This window comes from Paenibacillus provencensis (assembly GCF_042678545.1).
In the GTDB taxonomy this organism is placed as follows: Bacteria; Bacillota; Bacilli; order Paenibacillales; family Paenibacillaceae; genus Paenibacillus; species Paenibacillus provencensis.
This window is the reverse complement of sequence record NZ_JBHTKX010000001.1, coordinates 1,304,658-1,322,124: the sequence shown is the minus strand read 5'-3', so window position 1 is coordinate 1,322,124 and position 17,467 is coordinate 1,304,658. Positions and strand designations below refer to the sequence as shown.

The window sequence follows — 17,467 nt, the reverse complement described above, 5'->3', positions numbered from 1 at the left end:
GATGAATTTACTTTAACACATATATCGCTCAATTATATATTTAAGGATAACTATCGTTTTGATATTTGAATATTTTTTTGCTTTTTATACGCTAACGGAGTCGTGTTCATCGTTTTCCTGAATTGATTAATAAAATAGCTGGTACTATTAAATCCGACCTGATAAGCAACATCCGTAACATTATATTCCGGCTCTTGCAGTAAGATCAGGCTTTTTTGAATACGGTATTCCATCACATAACTTAAGGGTGTATCCTCTAGAAATCGTTTGAAATAACGGCAACACTCGGATCTGCTAAGCTGCCCCGCTCTGGCTATATCCTCCAAAGCAATCTTCTCAGCATAATGTTGATGTATCCAATTCAACATATTTTTCATTTTCTCGTTTTTTAACATCTCAGCTTCTTTGTATTCTAGTTGAAAACGATTCACAATCAGGTTTCTCCATATCTGTGCCAGCTTGATAGAAATATCAATCTCATATATAGCTGGACTTTGCTGGATCAATCGGTCGATCTCCATGATGCCATCCAGAATGTTTGTCACCCACTGCTCTTTTGTGTTCAGGAGAATGTAGGATAAGTTTGTTGCTTTTATATAAGGGTATACATAAGTGCTAAATAACTCATGGGAAACCATAAATCTTGGAGAAACATTCAAACAAATATAGGCACATCCAGAAGCGTTATTATCTTTGGCAAGGTGCAGGCAGCCACTATTAATAAATAAGCCTTCTCCCTCATCCAATAGCACTTTTTCTTCCTGGATCTGAAAGGTGGCTTGTCCTTTAATAATAAGTACAAATTGAAGCTCTTCGTGCCAGTGCATAGGGATATATCCATTTATATTTTGCAGGATCGTTGTGTGATAACATGCTAGTGGTAATACAGTGGTTCGGTGCTCCGTAAGCTCTTTAAAATCCCGGCCAATTGTGAATTCTCTAAATTGCATTCATGAACCCCCGACCTCAATATATTTATATTTTTATATCTGATAATTGTATATATTTATACACTTTTTATTTATCATGGTCAAAGTAGGATACAATTTTAATACTTTAATGGAGTGTTGAACATGAATAGAGGAAAAGGATTCATTTTCATTATTTTGGGAGCTATATTTTGGGGGATTGGCGGTACGGTTGCAAAGAAGCTGTTCCAATACGGCATCGATATGGGTTCGCTCGTTACAGTCCGTTTACTCATTGCAGGAATATTACTCCTTGCAGTTCAATGTTGTAAGAAGGGCAGCAGAAACATCTTTGAAATCTGGACAGATAAAAAGCTATCTCTCCAACTCATTCTGTTTGGACTCGTTGGTATGCTTGGAGTTCAATATACGTATATGGCTTCGATCGATCGGGGGAACGCTGCTGTAGCAACATTATTGCAGTATCTAGCACCTGTCATGATTATTGTGTTTCTGTTAATTCGGGGTAAATCAGCCCCAACGAAGAAGGATATATTTACAGCAGCGCTGTCTTTAATTGGATGTTTCTTCTTGCTGACAAATGGTTCATTGACCCAGCTCTCCGTACCATATGATGCGGTTGTTTGGGGAGTGTTATCCGGAGCTGCCCTTGCTTTCTATACCCTATATGCTGTCCGATTTCTCAAGAAATACGATTCATTAGTGATCGTCGGCTGGGCAATGATTATAGGAGGAGTAGCTATCAGCATTATCCATCCACCTTGGGATTTGATGATCACAAACCTGCCGATTGAAGCCTATTTATATTTAATATTTGTCATTATTTTTGGAACCATGTTGGCATTTTGGTTCTATATTGAAAGCTTAAACAGCTTGTCTCCAAAGGAGTCCAGTCTTATGGGCAGCCTTGAGCCCGTAGCCGCTGTATTAACGACTGTATTCTGGTTAAAGGATCCCTTTGGAGGGTTTCAATGGATTGGGACCAGCTGCATCATTATAATGATCATTTTCTTAGCTGTTCATAGAGATGCTTCATCAAATAATACGGACCTATAGACTCTGACGGATACTGATATTTCGTTCCAACCACATGGTATCGAATTGTGGTTGGAATGGAATCGACGAATAGAGAACTCTATTTTCCGTTAACGGAAGTCTCACGTCGATCCACGATCTCTTCGGGAAGATGCTTGGACATACCTGGTACGTGCCGTGGCTGATACTCGATAAATTCCGAGGAATACACTGACACCGCAATTTGGCCGCCGCTGCTGTAAGCACGAATCAGGATCGGCTCATTATAAGCGTTCTGGAACGCGAAGTCCGGCCCTCCCCAGCTGACGGTTGCATCCCTTCCTGACAGAACATAAGGGACGTTCCGGCTATGAGAATACCGCTTCACGATTTGAAGTCCAGCTCTGTCAATTGCATTAAACAAGGTGGAGGATACTTGACATATGCCCCCGCCCACACCCTCGGACAGTTCGCCCCGAACAATGATGCCCGCTCGTTTGTAGCCCTTCTCTATAGTTCTCATGCCCACAACCTCATTGAAAGAAAACGTCTCTCCGGGAAAAACAACAGTACTGTCAATAGCCTTGGCCGCCAAGGCAATGTTATGCGAGCGATTTTTATTATTCGAATTAAAATAAGTTACATAATACCCGATCGGCTTCGTTCGGATGGAAGTCAGTATCTCGGCATCTACTTTGGGATGTAATATGTAGGTCGGCAGCTCGACCATCGCCGGTCCCTTCCCATAGTAATAGTTGCAGAATAATATCAGCATTTTACGTCGATCCAAGCGATATCCGTTGTGCCCCTCTTCAATCTGGCCATCCGCCGCAATTCGTGCATTTTCTGGCTTCTTTATACTTATTCGATCTAATTGATCCACCCACTGGTTGTAGGTATCCATATTGATGAGGGGAAACACGCCAAGATTGTGCTCGCTCCGATCTATTGTACTCAGCGAGTTTCCATCTTGGGTTACAGTTAACAGATCCGCCGGGTTCGCCTGTGTCATGAGCAGTCCAAACAGGACCATAATGGATAACCATTTCAAATTGCTTCTACCTCCTACTCCAATCGATTCCATATCAGTCCTTCTGGTATTATGGTAAGCTTTTGAGAAAATCATGCATTAGCAGCTGGGAGGAAAAAGCTGCTGGAGATTGGCTGTGGAAACGGTCAATCCCTGCAATACCAGGGGGAACGCAAGAGGAATGCGGCATACCCGTGGATTATTTTGACTATGTATATTCGATATATGCCATAGGCTGGACCACCGACCTTGAGGGTACTTTTAACCGGATCGCTTCTTATCTTAAAAAAGACGGTGTGTTCATTTTTAGCTGGTCTATGTGAATGCGCTCTCAAATGCAGGCTTTGTCATTGAGCAAATGATTGAGGAAACGGATGATGAACTGATGCAATCAGGGACGATAGCAGCGAGCTTGTACACAGAGCAAAGATGCTCCCTGTAACTTTTGTAGTCAAAGCAAGAAAGCTATAGTATCCAATTTCTTATTATGAATCCTCATCCATTGTACGGATGAGGATTCATAAAGATGATATGATCGAATCTCTACTTTTTTACAGCAATTCAATATGCCCTTCTGTACCATTCACACGAATTCGCTGCCCATCTTTTATCAATTTGACGGCATCATCCACACCGACCACAGCTGGCAAGCCGTATTCTCTTGCGATAACGGCTCCGTGAGTCATTAATCCTCCAACCTCGGTGACGAGACCTTTAACAGATACAAACAAGGGTGTCCAGCTTGGGTCAGTGAAGGAAGTGACTAATATATCACCATCCTCCAGATTAGCATCCTCTATATTCAGAATGACACGCGCACGCCCCTCTATAATTCCAGAAGAGACAGCCAAGCCCGCAATCGCTCCTGGAGGAAGATTATCACGGTGGTATCTGCCTGCAATCATTTCTCCATCAGATGTCATCACGCGTGGTGGTGTCAGCTTCTCATATCGCTGATACTCATCTTTCCGGTTCATAATAAGCTGTTGATCCAGTGTATGGCTACGCACAACCTCATGAAGTTCATCAAAAGTCAGATAATAAATATCTTCTTTATCCTGTATAACCCCTGCCTGTACAAGCTGTTCTGCTTCTCCCAACAGCGCCTGCTTATATATAAAGTAGCGATTAACCATGCCGTATTTCGGATACTCTCTAAATCCGCTAAAATCCCGGATGAGGTCAATCCGCTGCTTGGTTTCTTTCGCTTTTTGCTCACCATCCGGCAGCCGCTTTAGTTGATCCAACAGCTCCTGCTCTTTGCTGAGTGCCTCCTGCCGTCCTTGCTCAAATTTAACCTGGCTTGCGTTAGGCTCGAAGTTTCTAATGTTACCTAGAATTAAGGGAACAAGTGTGATAGGCTTCTCACTCCAACGCGTTCGTGTCATATCAATTTCTCCAACACAGCGCATCCCGTATTTGTCCAGGTAAGCATAGATTGCATCTTGGGCCTTCTGTCCACCATCAAATTTAACGAGTTCATCCAAAAAGCGATTATCTTCAGCCTCTTGTAGAAAATGAATGATATCCGGATAAGGACGGATGACATCTGCAACATCGAGCAATGCAAGACCCATTTCCGAAGTAATATTGTGCGGTACCGATTGTGAGAGGGTATCCGCTGCATTTTTTTCTCCGAGCCATTCGTACATATGCTCATTGATCCAGGCTGAAGCATTCATCGTTTCCATAATTATTTTAGAACTTTGAGGATCGAACAAGATCTTCTTTAGCTGCTGAATATCCTCCAGAATAAAATCAAACAAAGCTGTGCCTGATTTCGCCTTTATCGTATGCTTCAGCTCGGCAATGGAATCCTGAGTTTTCTTAATCAACTCAGATACGATAGCCTTATCGTATTCTACCCACACCTCAGAAGCAGTTGTCGACTTGCCTTCCCTGTCCGCACTCCTGCTCTTCTCTGTATTCTCCGTATCTAATGTTGGAACAAAATCTCCGCGTTGAATAAGCGTCAATAGTGCGTCCTTAACGAGCAGATCGGAATGTCCCAGCGTGTTTATGATGTGCTCTCTCCCGGCATGTGTAGATAGCACAGGTGTAACATCGACGAACAATCTTCCCCCCGCTGGGCGCATGGGTGCAGGCGTCGTCAATAAGTAGAAGGACAGACCCAGCGGCTTGATGGGATCTGTCATCATTTGTTGATGGCCGACGGATACATACACGTGATTCTCTTGATCATTTGCGTAAGGAATCGGGTATAATGTCGTGATTGGTCTGCTCTGGACAATATAAAATTCATCATTAGCTAAACACCATTCAATATCTTGCGGATAGCTAAAATGAGCTTCAATTTGTCTGCCGATCCGAGCCAGCTCCATGATTTGCTTATCCGTCAGCGTCTGTGTTTTTTGCTGATCAGGATGAATGTCCCGAGTCTCTGTACCGCCTTCAGCCCGTCCATACACCGCCAATTTCTTCGTTGCAATCTTCTTATCAACAATTTCTTCATCGCGCACTTTATAGCCATCTGCAGATACAATGCCAGAGACGAGCGCCTCCCCGAGTCCATAGCTGGCATCAATCGTGAGCAGCTTTCGGTTCGAAGTAACGGGATCCGCGGTGAATAAGATCCCCGAGGCTTCTGGAAACACCATCCTTTGGACGATGACGGATATTTTAACCTGGCTGTGATCAAATCCATTTTGCATACGATACATTACTGCACGATCCGTGTATAGAGAAGCCCAGCATTGTCTGATATGCTGCAAGATAGCTTCTGTACCAATTACATTTAAATAAGTGTCTTGCTGACCGGCAAAAGAAGCATGCGGCAAATCTTCTGCAGTTGAACTTGATCGCACGGCATAGGCATATTCTTCACCCAGCTTGGAGAGATATTGAGCTGTTGCTTCCTCAACATCGGAAGGAATTCCTGCAGCCATAATGGTGTTCCGGATCTCCTTACAGATTTCACCAATCTGATCCCGGTCTTCTACAGTTAGCATGGCAAGCTGATTCAGGAGAGCATGATAAACCTTATTCTGTGAGAGAGCTGTTTGATATCCTACGGTAGTAATACAAAATCCATCAGGTACTTTAACCCCTTGAACTTTGGTCAGTTCTCCTAGATTTAGTCCTTTTCCGCCAACAAGCCTTAACTGCTGTTCATCCATTTCCTGAAAACCGAGAACCAAAGGATCCATTTCATATCTCCCCTAACGATTAGATTGAGAAAAAACATTTGACAGTCCGTATGCCGGCATGATAATATAAAATTATAAGATGTAATATTTATGCCTACATATCGAACTGAAAATCTATATTATTATATCAGCGTATCTGTTTATATACAAGACGAAGAACCCGGTAATTGCTGCCGAGGTTCTTTTTACATATTTGGTTATGCGCTTTTATAACGTTTTTTCTCCTGTTACATCAGAATTACCTACACTATTCATGCCACTATGCGTAATAAAAACATCGGCTGTGCTGTAACTTTGATCCTGCAAATGCATTGCTACAGTTTTTGTAAAGCTCATGATTCTTATTAAGAACAGTCTCAAGGGAAATATAAATTTCTTGTCTATCCTTTTTATTGCTCTCCTGCGGTGACAACGGTTTAATCGAAGGTCCGACAAAGGCATAACGCTCAGAAAAGGTATCTGCCATCGCAAACAATTTGAGAGGCATGACAACTAGGAATAATCGTTGTCATTGCCAAAGAGCAATAAAAAAGCTTCTGATACCCATCTAGGTATCAGAAGCTTTTATTAGCTTATTCATTTGTTAGGCCGTTAAATTGCTCCATCTTTAATAAGATCGATTAAGTGTTCGAGCCAATCGGTGGTATGCTTCGCCCTGCTGGACGTATAGCTGGTCATGAAATCAACAAATTTTCTTCTTTGTTCATCCACTTCTATATACTTTTCAAATTGAGAAATATGCTCCCAACGATCTTGATATTTCTGCAATTTCTTCTCCAGAATAGTAACAACCTTGTCCCGATCCACGTGCTGCAAGCTTGCCATGCCAATCGTCATTCCACTGACATCAGCTGCATTTTCAAACAACTTATAGATTTTTTTGGGAAGCTCCTCTCGGCCTTTTGTTGTGATTGCAAATACTTGTTTATCCGGCCGGTGCTCTTCACGAACCACTTCTACGACTTCGATCAAGCCTTGCTTAGTCAACACTTCAAAATGATAATAAAGCTTGCTCTCGGTTAAGCCTGTAAACTCATCAAATGGAATCGGCTCCGACAAATGCTTCTTTAAGAGGTAAGGATAATTATTGCCTTCCATCAGCTTGCTCAGAATATAAATTTGGACTTCCATGCTTTAGCTCCTTCAGCATCATTCTCCTTATTGTAGCAGATCTTAAACCGTAATTTCAGCAGTTTTTTTAACATTTGGCTGTGTCGTGTCTTCGATCAGCGAATCTTGTATCGATTCTTCTGCTGCCTGAGGCTTGTGCAGGAATGCCACAATCAGCAAGTTGATGAGCAGAGCTCCTCCACCTACGGCCGCCATCATCCAGTGATGATATGCGGAGCTGTTATCCGTAAATAATAATTCAAAGTTTGCCTGTACGGCATAGTACATCGGTGAAATATAACTCATCCATTCATATGGCAAATACATCATATCTCGCGGGATGGTTGCTCCATTAGCTATCGTTTGAAGCAATAAGATCGGCATGTTCAGAATCATGCCCCCTTCACCTACCAGGAAGATCAAGATCGCAGTGAAGTTGAAGCAAACCATATAGTTCAGGATTTGATGACCCCACAAGGTGAAGAACATCTCTGATCCGTGATTGGTCACGGCATATGAAATACCAATTCCTGCGGCCGAGGATAGTGTCGCAATAAGTAAAGCAGTAATCTGAACATATAAGAACAATCGCCACTTGCTGGTTGTACCCCGATTAGCTTTATAGGAGCCGACCAGCTGCATAGCCCCAATCATTGCACCAACATAACCCGCCATAGTCAGGAACATCGGCAGCATATTGTTATGCATTCCTGCTGGGATTTCATTAATGGTTACGGAGTTGCCGACATAAGTCGTTTCGATCTTCTCGGCCATCTCAGCCGCTTGATCCTCCGGGACATTTAGTGTCATCAATATATTTTGTGCGGTTTGCGTCGAGAACTGAGTGCTTAATTGATTGTTGATTTCACTAACAATGGAGGACATGGACGAGGAGACGACCGTTGCTCCTGCACCATTCGTTGTAAAGTCAATGCTGGATGACACATCCCCGCTCTGCAAATCCTGCGAGAACGTCTCTGGAATATGAACCACCAACGCCAAATCATTATCTTCCAATTGAGCCAGCGCCTCTGAATTCGATAAATCCGTTGAAATCTCTTCAAATGGCAAATTCTCCTGTAACTGCTCGGCAATCGTTCCCCCATACTCTCCTTTATCTTCATTTACGATGGCAACGGGGAGTTTATCAATATTGTTCGGGATTGCGGTATATCCGGGGAGAAAAATCCCCAGCATCGCGACCGCGTAAAATATCCCCATAAAAATGGCTGCAATCGCTCCTCTTGTTTTTAAAAACGTTTTAAACTTCATTATTCATCTTCTTCCTTTCGAGCGAAATTTTACTTTTTTGAGAGTAGTTTTATAAAAGCACTTTAATCAAAGTATATTATATATTACTCTTACTTTTCAAGAAAATCAAATGACTCGGGGTTTATCGTATCGATGACTGGTGTAAAATATTTGAAAAATCAATATATCCGAAAGGAGCAAATCTATGTCAAGCCATCATAACCTAAAAGGTAAAATTGCTGTAATCACTGGAGCTGGCTCTGGTATTGGACGTGCCGCAGCGTTGCAATTCGCAAGAGAAGGCGTGAAGGTGTGCCTGTTAGATCTAGACCTTGAACATGTGAATAGGGTGAAGACGCAAATTGAGGAATCCGGTGGCGAGGTCATAGCCGAGAAGTGCGATATCAATTCATCTCAAGACGTCAAACAGGGAATCCGTACAGCAAGCGATCATTGGGGAGGTCTTGACATTGTATTTGCCAACGCAGGTATTGCCGGAGAAATGGCACCTATAGAAACGATGAAGGAAGACGATTGGGACCACACGATCCATACCAATTTAAGAGGTACGTTCTTGACCGTTAAACATGCCATCCCCTTCATGAAAGAGTATGGAGGCAGCATCATAATTACAAGCTCTGTTAGTGGAAACCGCATTTTCTCTCAAGCCGGATATACTGCTTACAGCGCCTCAAAAGCCGGACAAATTGCACTTATGAAAATGGCTGCTCTGGAACTCGCGCAGTACAAAATTCGCGTAAACGCGATATGTCCAGGTGCTGTTGAAACTCACATTGGACAATCCATTCACAACTCCTCTGATATTAAGGACATTGAGATCCCAGTCAAATTTCCTGAAGGTGATCAGCCTCTGGAACATGGACCGGGTCAACCTGAGCAGATCGCTGATTTAGTGACATTCCTCGCTTCCGACTTATCATCACATATCACCGGAACGGAAATATATATTGATGGTGCTGAGTCCCTTCTTAAATAAACACAGCGCAATAAATCTCGTGGACTATAATTTACATCCCCAAAATATATAAGCCGCCATATGGCGGCTGAACGTAAGGATACATAATGGTCGAAGTATTTATTCAACAAATGGATCTTACCAAAACCTATCTTGGTGTCCCATTAACAGCGAAATGCCTTCTGCAAAGTAATAATCCCCATAAATTAATGGGACATCAACATTGCTATTCCCAGGGTAATGACTCGTTCCATGTAAAATGAGACCTTCCTCTGTTTTCGATTCCCATGCTCCATAATTCGTATATAGGGAATAAAGGATTCGCTCTGCACATTTGCGGTATATATCCGCCTCCAGCCCGTTAACCTGATCTGCGATGAGCAGGAGTCCGCAAGCGGCACAAGCTCCGGCAGAGGAATCTCGAATCGAGGGAATTCCTTCCGGTGAACGGAAATCCCAATAAGGAACATGATCCTCCGGTAAATTAGCCATAAAGAAATGAGCCGTTTGCTTGGCGGCATCCAGATATTCATGCTTACCTGTATAGTGATAGCTTAGACTCATTCCATAAATAGCCCACGCCGTTCCGCGAGACCATGCTGATTCTGGTGCGTACCCTTGTCCTCCCATCACCTCCAGCTTCTCTCCGGATTCCGGGTCAAATACAACGATGTGACTAACGGAACCGTCAGGCCGATAAAAATGCTTCAGCACCGTATCGGCGTGCTTAACGGCGATGTGCTTATACCTTGGATCTCCCGTCACACGAGAAGCCCAGTATAACAGGGGTAAATTCATTAAGCAGTCAATGATTGCCCAGCCTGCATTATTCTCTCCATTCCACGCTCGAATGTAACTGCCTTGAATGTTGAATCGCGCAGCCAGAAGATTAGCGGCTAGCACGGCTCTCCGTTTCGAGTCCTCTGCTCCTAGAAGCTTATATCTAGCCCCGCTTGTTAAGGTCCACATGAATCCGATATCGTGATCTACCAGATTCGCATCAGCAAGCAATGAATCGAGCTGACGTTCGCAGGATTCTGCTGTTTCCTTCAATGCATCGTCTTTGGTATCACGGTAAACAAGCCACAGTAAACCTGGCCAGAAGCCGGCGGTCCACCAAGAGGCTCGCTCCAGCTGATATTCACCATTCACACTTGCATGTGGAAAACGGTCTCCAATTCGATGATGAACCCGCTTCACTTTTGCTACCGTTTGATCCCAAGCTTCTTGTACCCAATCCGGTTGAATTGTCATATTAATGCTCCTCTCGAGAACGCTAATGGTTATCTCAAAATGGCTTTGTCCAAATGGACAGTCCCACCAGACCATGCCTTAAGTGCCGTCCACTCGGCCTGTCCTTGCCAAAATGCAGTGTCAGGCGACAGCCCTAATGGTAGAAATACCGTCGTACACAGATATAAGCTGCCTGTCGAAATGTAGGCTTCTCCGATATCAGGCTGACTTCCGGCAAATCCGATTCGCAGCCAGCCGGAATCATCAAAAGTACCCGGCATCTGGACCTGCCGCTTGATGACCGCCGTAAGCGCACAGCGAACTTGAGCCGGTTCCAACTCTTCCGGGAGCTCCTCCCTTAAGGCCATTAATGATAAATGCTGAAATGCGCCAAAGCGATAGGCCAAGGATCGTCCAATGGGCGGGAATGTGCCTTCTGGTGATATGAACCGTTCCAAAACAGCGGCATAGCGTTCAGCTCTCGTAAACACTTTGGCTCGAAGTTCTGCCCAATCTCCATACTGATCTCCAACAGCATCCAATATTTCCACCTGCATGGGCTGAATGACATAGCTGTTATAATAATCCCAATGAAATGCAGGCCCATCTCCATAAGCACCATCGCCCTTATACCACTGCTCATGCTGCCTTAGCGCATAATCCACTCGCATGCGATCCCAGTCTTCTACTCCCATTCGAAATAAAGCGGTTTCAATCATTGCGCTAAATAACAGCCAATTGCTGAATACAGGTCGTATAATACGGGTTGCCCGCAGAGCTGAGATCAAATTCCTTTTTACTTTCTCATCCAGCTGTGCATACAGCACACTCGGAGCGCGGAGCACCGCGTTCGCAAGAAAAGCCGCGTCGACTACAGGCTGTCCTCCAATCGTAAAATTCATATAGTCTGGAGAAGCCGGATCTGTAGCCATATCCATTGCCCGTCTTGCCAGCTCGGCCATCTGTGCCCGAATTTCTCCTTCTTCTCCTGTACGAGGACCGTGTTCAAGCCATGGTGCAATTCCAGCAAGCGTTCGCCCGAGCGCTTCTAGATAAGTGTAATCGGATCGATCCCCCACCCTTGCTTCAACAGGCATATCCATCTTAAGCCGACGTTCTGATAATGAATACAGTACAGGACGAACAATGCGAACCAGAGTATCCACCCAATACTTACGATCGACCGACATCGTTGCTGCCTCCTTTTTCATCTCCTTGCTTCCAAAAAAAGTATAGACGCTTGCCTCCGACCATTCAATAAACTTTTTTAATAGCAGAGCTGGTCAAAATCTTCATTTCGATGTCTACATTACCTATCTATCGTTAAAAGATCCGTAAGGAAATCAAAGAATCACACAGAAGGAATTCATTTGCCCACAAAGCAAGGATTGGATTTAGCTGTTTCTGCTAGAACAAAAGAAAATGACTCCGGATTTATTCCAGAGTCATTCTCTTTATATGAAACAACATCCAAAAATACTGAAATCTAAAATTCAATGACTTTTAATTTTTAATCAATCTCTACTTAATGAAAATAGAGGGATATTAATCTCTTTGACGGGAGCGCGCCTCTCCACCCTTGCGCCCTGCCTCTTCTCTGCTCATTTTACCATCATTATTGGAGTCATCACGAGCTTCTCCACCCTTACGGCCGATTTCTTGGTAAAATTCCTTGTCGTGGTTCCGGGAAGTCGCTTCTCCTCCCTTTTCACCAATTTCTTGATAAAATTCCTGATCATGATTCCGAGAAGTAGCATCTCCACCTTTTTTCCCAATCTCTTGGTAGAATTCTTTATCGTGATTGTTAGATGTTGCTTCTCCACCCATACGACCTGCTTCTTCACGACTCATTTTGTTGTCTCGATTGTTTGCCATTTGAATTCACTCCTTAGTAGATTAGTTTAGGAAGTCTTTCTTACTTCCGGTACGTTATTGAATTACCCGCCTCCAAAAATATTAAACTCCCTTTTAGTATAAAATCCATATTCATTCGAACAAATGGCTATACTTGCTCTACTTGGTGCTTCACCATCATTAACGCGGTGTCGTGTTGAATTATTAAGAAATAAAAATGGCTGCCGAGGTTTTCTCGACAGCCTGAGCATCCGCTCTTGAGCGGAATCTGTTGGCTATAAAGCAGCGCGGGAATGATATAAATCCGCTACTCGCTTCAATCTTTATTCAATAGTTATCATATCTAAACACATAAAATCTTCATCAAAATAACTTCCCGCATATTTTAAAGCTCTTTTTTCCTTGCCGAACACTCTAAAACCTAACTCTTCGTATAGCTTTTTCGCAGAATTATTATCTGACATCACAGTCAAATTAATTTGCTCCAATCCCTCTTGCTTCCCTGCTAATATGATCAGCTCTTCGAGTAACTTTTTACCAAGACCCATTCGGCGATGTTCGGATGCTACATACATTCCATAAATGTTCCCTTTGTGTGCGGTTTTCATGTTGATTTCGCGTAGGAAGGTCACAATAGCTATTAATTCATTTTCCATAAATGCACCAAGTGTAAACTTGTTACTCGTTGAAGTTATGCGCTGGGCAACCTGTTCTACTGAATAATTTAGTTCAAGCTCATAAGTTGATCCGAATGCTTCCGGGTTGGTTTGCAAGGCCTTAAGCCGGAGAGCCTGATAAGCCTCTGCGTCATTCTCAGTTAATACACGAATAATCAAAGAATAGGCCTCCTTTAAAACATCCCCATACATTTACATACTAAAATGTGAGATGTCATACTTTATGTTAGAGTACGACATCTAATGATGTAATGCAATTGTGCAAATTCTGCGGCACGCATCATTAAAGAAACATTTTAATTTTTTGGACTTGTTGATCGTAACATACGCTTATACCACGATCTATCCATTGTTATGTAAAATGAGGAGCTGGCTGTCAATTGACAGCTGCTCCATTTTTCGGGACATGAACAAGCTATCATTAAGGATTAATTCACTTGCAAACGTTTGCTCCAATGTACTATTTAACTATTAGATCGATGCAGCTCCAGCAGGTGCTCCTTTCTGAATATTCCCGTAGCTGCCGTAGGTCCAGGTTCCTGTATCAAAAAAGTAATTACTTTGATTGTTGCTGTCCCATGCTCCGTTCCCATCCGTGAAGCAAGCCTCTAATTGTGAAGCGCTTCCAATATTTATACTAAGCTTACTGTAGCCGGGCACCTCAGAAGCTTGCATTCTCACACCGGGAACAGATGTCCAGTTCCCTCCTACCGGCCGATAATGTATATAAGGAGTACTGAAGCCATGCTTGTAATAAATGGTCACAACATTATTAGAGCTTGGCGCGCCTTCTTCGACCCAGACGGATACAGATCTGTCAAGCACACTAAAGTTGCCGTACCCCTGAGCATTTATTGTGACTTTATTTGATATATTTCCAGTCATATCAGTCCAGGTCTCTCCAGCATTTTGTGTACCTACATACATGCTTTTACTTCCGCCAGAACCATCGGTTATAAGTGTTGCAAGGCCCGATCCGGCTTTCGTGTTCAGCCCTTCCCGCGTCCATCCGATTACATCCTGGTGATTAACGTAATCATGCTGAACACCATAGGCGTAATTCTTTCGCGCTTCTAGGAGTGGGTCTAGCACTTCTCGCATGGGCTGAATATTGTGGCTTGGAATTCCATAATAATCACCGTAGAATACAGATGGATATCCTTGTTCTCGAGTAAGAATATAAGCATATGCTTGAGGCTTGAACCATTCGTTAACCCAGGAAGCAAGTGATTGTCCAGGCTGGGTATCATGGTTATCGACGAATGTAACGGATTTTACCGGATCGCTTGCCACCAGCGTATTTTGTGCGATGGTTCGCATATCATATCCACCATTTCCGTTTGAAGCAGCTTGAAATCTATAATGCAGCGGGACATCAAATAGCGACACGGTGCGCTCTACTTTATTCAAGTAATTCTGAAGCTTCGCCACATCTCCGCTCCAATACTCACCGACACTAAACAATTCCTTCCCTGTGTCTGCCCGAACGCTCTGTACAAAATCCTTCATGAAGCTGAATTTGATATGCTTTACCGCATCAAGGCGAAGCCCGTCCAGATTCAAAGTATTTACATACCACTCGCCCCAATTCTTCGTTTCGTTCACGACATCCGGATGGTCAAAATCCACATCTTCTCCCATCAGATAATCATAGTTGCCATTCTCTGTATCCACTTCCCAGTCCCAATTCTTACCTGAGAATTTATAAATAGATTCCTTCTGGTTACTTTCATTCCAGCTTGTTCCATTAAAATGCTCCCAGCGCCACTTAAACGAAGAGTATGCATTGTTACGTGCCGGAAAGTCATATTTCGTCCACGCCTGTATGTTATATGCACCTGACGTCTCCTGGTTACGGTTCGTTCGCGAGACTTCAACGGCATTACCGAATTCAGTACCCTCTGCACCCATCTTGTGATTAATGACCACATCGCCGTAAACCTGAATGTTATTTTGATGAAGCTCATTAATTGCACTTACAAGTTGATTTTTGGTCCCGTATTTTGTTCGAGTCGATCCTTTTTGATTAAATTCACCCAAATCATAAAGATCATAGACACCATAGCCGACATCATTGTTTCCAGCCTGGCCCTTATATGCTGGAGGAAGCCAAACAGCTGTTATACCTAGATTGCTAAGATACTGTGCATCCGATCTCAAGTTGTTCCAATGTTCGCCCGTATTAGGCAAATACCACTCAAAATACTGCATCATTGTTCCATTTACTGGAGAGCTTGCAAGTGTCTGTTGTTCACTAGCCTGAACCGTGTCCAGGTTCGATTGTGTAATACTTATTGAAGATAGCAAAACTAAACAGACAAGGAATGAAATTAAGGTTTTGATGCTCTTGAACAAAATCATCTCTCCTCTACGACTATTTTGCCTTCATTTTGAAATTGAAATGAGCGCAAACGTTTGCGCAAATGGCCATAAAAATTCAAATTCAACACAATCTTTGAACTAAGAAAGCAGTCTTTGTATTTTCCCTCCTCTCCACGTGGCCCTTCGACTTTGCATGTATTAACTTTTATATCCTTTAATGTATATACACTCCAGCCGATGAGTGGATTCTACCATATTCCAATTGAAATTAACAAGATGTTTTTGGAAGCGCTTTATACATTGATTGCTGCGCAAATATTATCATCCATACAGAACCTTTGATACATGTAAATGTTTATTTATGCTTGGAGCCAAGATACAAATTGTTCAGATAGATCCTCCGATCGGACAATGAGTTGTTTAACAACTGAATTATATAAGCATCATTCGATATAAAAAAAAGCCGCATTTATTCATGCGGCAGCACATACAGAACCTAAAATTGTACCCAGGTGAGTCTTGCTACATCGAGTTAGTCATAGCTCGATCCCTTTATTTATTTCTCAATATCACATTTTCAGTCATATTCCAAAATAAATGATCGAATTGTATTGAAGTAAAGTTCCAGCATTTATAAGATTATTTGAAGAAGTTAATCCAATGGTACATAAGTCTCATCAATGATCAGGATCGGTTTAATGACCTGTCCAGAAAGTGACTCCTCTGCTGCTAAGTTAATATCCTCGAATTTATATAATTTTGCTAGCTTGTCAAAAGCAAAATTACCTGCTTTGTAGAATTCCACCATTTGACGAATGGAGAGCTGAGGAACTGCCTTGCCCATTCGGGCACCAACCAAATTACGGTTTTGCATTGTAAAGTCATTGGTTGTGTTAATCTCCATATCTCGCCCAGCAGCAACCGGGGCTACAGATCCACCGACAGCCAGAACTTCAATGGAGCTGCGTACGACTGCATTGACACCGGTAGTGTCCACACTGTAGTTCACACCTTTTCCATTTGTCAGTTCGAGGATGGCTTCCTTCACATCCACATTTTTGCTGTTAATCGCATGTGTCGCGCCAAGCTCCTTAGCCCGCTCCAAGCGATGATCATGAATATCGACCGCAATGACTTTGGTGCAACCTGAAATTTTGGCTGCCATCATTGCAGCTAAGCCAACTGCACCCGTACCGAAGATAGCTATAGTTGTTCCAGGTTCAGGTTTCAATCCATTAAACACGGTTCCACTCCCTGTCAGGAACCCGCAGCCCAGCGGGCCAACTAAACGAAGATCAACCGATTTATCCACTTTAGTTAAGCTGGACGGACTCACGATAGTATGCGTTGAGAAAGACGATTGTCCAAAGAATCTGGTTACCGGTGTACCATCAGCTTTGATCAGATAAGGCGTGTTGTCATCCCGTTTACCATGGAAGTTAATGTGATTCCAGTCATCGCATGATGCCGGCAGACCCGTAAGACAGCTGTCACAATGTCCGCAATAACCAAACGATATAACGACCTGATCTCCTGGTTCATAGCCAACAACATTTTTGCCTACCTGCTCAACAACCCCAGACCCTTCATGACCAAGCACAATCGGCATCGGATATTCTGTATAGCCTTTGCGTACCACATCATCAGAGTGGCACATGCCCGATGCAACGATTCTCACGAGTACTTCGTCGTCACGAATTTCGCTTAACTCTAGCTCCTCTATTTCATAAGGCTGGTGAAGTCCATTCAATACCGCTGCTTTAATCTTCATACAATCTCCCCCGTAATGTCGTTTTTTGAACACTATTAATGATACCGTTTACTTTCTTTTAAAAACACTTATCTTTATGTACAACTTCTTGAAATGTAAAAGTATAGCTTTTGGGAAATTCACTATACTTTAG

The 17,467-nt window shown here is 43.0% G+C and carries 13 protein-coding genes and 2 pseudogenes; 3 read left to right on the top strand and 12 right to left on the bottom strand.

The annotated features are described in order from the left end of the window. Nucleotides 1–50 precede the first annotated feature (50 nt). Nucleotides 51–950: a helix-turn-helix domain-containing protein gene (locus tag ACFQ3J_RS06250; protein WP_251581545.1), complete on the bottom strand. Its 900-nt coding sequence runs from the start codon at nt 948–950 to the stop codon at nt 51–53. 123 nt (nt 951–1,073) lie between these two features. Between ACFQ3J_RS06250 and ACFQ3J_RS06245 the strand changes: the two genes are divergently transcribed. Next, on the top strand, nt 1,074–1,985 hold the full coding sequence (locus ACFQ3J_RS06245; protein WP_251581544.1) for an EamA family transporter: 912 nt from the start codon (nt 1,074–1,076) through the stop codon (nt 1,983–1,985). A gap of 79 nt (nt 1,986–2,064) precedes the next feature. Here the strand turns inward: ACFQ3J_RS06245 and ACFQ3J_RS06240 are convergent, their stop codons facing one another. After that, the gene (locus ACFQ3J_RS06240) at nt 2,065–2,994 is read right to left on the bottom strand and encodes a VanW family protein (protein WP_379293259.1); all 930 of its coding nucleotides are present in this window, start codon (nt 2,992–2,994) and stop codon (nt 2,065–2,067) included. A 93-nt stretch (nt 2,995–3,087) separates the two neighbouring features. Between ACFQ3J_RS06240 and ACFQ3J_RS06235 the strand changes: the two are divergent. Beyond that, nucleotides 3,088–3,444 (top strand): annotated as a pseudogene (locus tag ACFQ3J_RS06235) (class I SAM-dependent methyltransferase); the annotation flags it as partial. 80 nt (nt 3,445–3,524) lie between these two features. Here the strand turns inward: ACFQ3J_RS06235 and ppsA are convergent. The 3 genes from ppsA to ACFQ3J_RS06220 all read right to left on the bottom strand — a co-directional run bounded on the left by ppsA (nt 3,525) and on the right by ACFQ3J_RS06220 (nt 8,522). Further along, nucleotides 3,525–6,140, bottom strand: coding sequence for a phosphoenolpyruvate synthase (gene ppsA, locus ACFQ3J_RS06230; protein WP_251581542.1), 2,616 nt, complete (start codon nt 6,138–6,140; stop codon nt 3,525–3,527). 591 nt (nt 6,141–6,731) lie between these two features. After that, on the bottom strand, nt 6,732–7,271 hold the full coding sequence (locus ACFQ3J_RS06225; protein ID WP_091156768.1) for a PadR family transcriptional regulator: 540 nt from the start codon (nt 7,269–7,271) through the stop codon (nt 6,732–6,734). 42 nt (nt 7,272–7,313) lie between these two features. Next, entirely contained in the window at nt 7,314–8,522 is a 1,209-nt protein-coding gene (locus ACFQ3J_RS06220) for a YhgE/Pip domain-containing protein (protein WP_091156769.1), read from the bottom strand. A 184-nt stretch (nt 8,523–8,706) separates the two neighbouring features. Between ACFQ3J_RS06220 and ACFQ3J_RS06215 the strand changes: the two genes are divergently transcribed. Further along, entirely contained in the window at nt 8,707–9,498 is a 792-nt protein-coding gene (locus tag ACFQ3J_RS06215) for an SDR family oxidoreductase (protein WP_091156772.1), read from the top strand. 117 nt (nt 9,499–9,615) lie between these two features. Here the strand turns inward: ACFQ3J_RS06215 and ACFQ3J_RS06210 are convergent, their stop codons facing one another. From ACFQ3J_RS06210 to ACFQ3J_RS06180, 7 genes and pseudogenes are all read right to left on the bottom strand, one after another. Beyond that, entirely contained in the window at nt 9,616–10,731 is a 1,116-nt protein-coding gene (locus ACFQ3J_RS06210; protein WP_251581540.1) for a glycoside hydrolase family 88 protein, read from the bottom strand. Between the two features lie 29 nt (nt 10,732–10,760). After that, nucleotides 10,761–11,900, bottom strand: coding sequence for a DUF2264 domain-containing protein (locus tag ACFQ3J_RS06205; protein ID WP_091156775.1), 1,140 nt, complete (start codon nt 11,898–11,900; stop codon nt 10,761–10,763). A 355-nt stretch (nt 11,901–12,255) separates the two neighbouring features. Beyond that, nucleotides 12,256–12,585, bottom strand: a complete 330-nt coding sequence (locus ACFQ3J_RS06200) for a KGG domain-containing protein (protein WP_091156777.1) — start codon at nt 12,583–12,585, stop codon at nt 12,256–12,258. Between the two features lie 302 nt (nt 12,586–12,887). Further along, complete coding sequence (locus ACFQ3J_RS06195; RefSeq protein ID WP_091156779.1) at nt 12,888–13,400, bottom strand: GNAT family N-acetyltransferase; 513 nt, start codon at nt 13,398–13,400, stop codon at nt 12,888–12,890. A gap of 312 nt (nt 13,401–13,712) precedes the next feature. Then, nucleotides 13,713–14,006: a carbohydrate binding domain-containing protein gene (locus tag ACFQ3J_RS06190; protein WP_244533272.1), complete on the bottom strand. Its 294-nt coding sequence runs from the start codon at nt 14,004–14,006 to the stop codon at nt 13,713–13,715. A 24-nt stretch (nt 14,007–14,030) separates the two neighbouring features. Further along, a pseudogene (gene amyS, locus ACFQ3J_RS06185) lies at nt 14,031–15,596 on the bottom strand (alpha-amylase); the annotation flags it as partial. A 619-nt stretch (nt 15,597–16,215) separates the two neighbouring features. Next, nucleotides 16,216–17,334: an NAD(P)-dependent alcohol dehydrogenase gene (locus tag ACFQ3J_RS06180; protein WP_091156783.1), complete on the bottom strand. Its 1,119-nt coding sequence runs from the start codon at nt 17,332–17,334 to the stop codon at nt 16,216–16,218. Nucleotides 17,335–17,467 lie beyond the last annotated feature (133 nt).

Coding starts and splice junctions, on each gene's coding strand:
- ACFQ3J_RS06250 (WP_251581545.1), bottom strand. CDS start 950: ATGCAATTTAGAGAATTCACAATTGGCCGGGATTTTAAAGAGCTTACG.
- ACFQ3J_RS06245 (WP_251581544.1), top strand. CDS start 1,074: ATGAATAGAGGAAAAGGATTCATTTTCATTATTTTGGGAGCTATATTT.
- ppsA (WP_251581542.1), bottom strand. CDS start 6,140: ATGGATCCTTTGGTTCTCGGTTTTCAGGAAATGGATGAACAGCAGTTA.
- ACFQ3J_RS06225 (WP_091156768.1), bottom strand. CDS start 7,271: ATGGAAGTCCAAATTTATATTCTGAGCAAGCTGATGGAAGGCAATAAT.
- ACFQ3J_RS06220 (WP_091156769.1), bottom strand. CDS start 8,522: ATGAAGTTTAAAACGTTTTTAAAAACAAGAGGAGCGATTGCAGCCATT.
- ACFQ3J_RS06215 (WP_091156772.1), top strand. CDS start 8,707: ATGTCAAGCCATCATAACCTAAAAGGTAAAATTGCTGTAATCACTGGA.
- ACFQ3J_RS06210 (WP_251581540.1), bottom strand. CDS start 10,731: ATGACAATTCAACCGGATTGGGTACAAGAAGCTTGGGATCAAACGGTA.
- ACFQ3J_RS06205 (WP_091156775.1), bottom strand. CDS start 11,900: ATGTCGGTCGATCGTAAGTATTGGGTGGATACTCTGGTTCGCATTGTT.
- ACFQ3J_RS06200 (WP_091156777.1), bottom strand. CDS start 12,585: ATGGCAAACAATCGAGACAACAAAATGAGTCGTGAAGAAGCAGGTCGT.
- ACFQ3J_RS06180 (WP_091156783.1), bottom strand. CDS start 17,334: ATGAAGATTAAAGCAGCGGTATTGAATGGACTTCACCAGCCTTATGAA.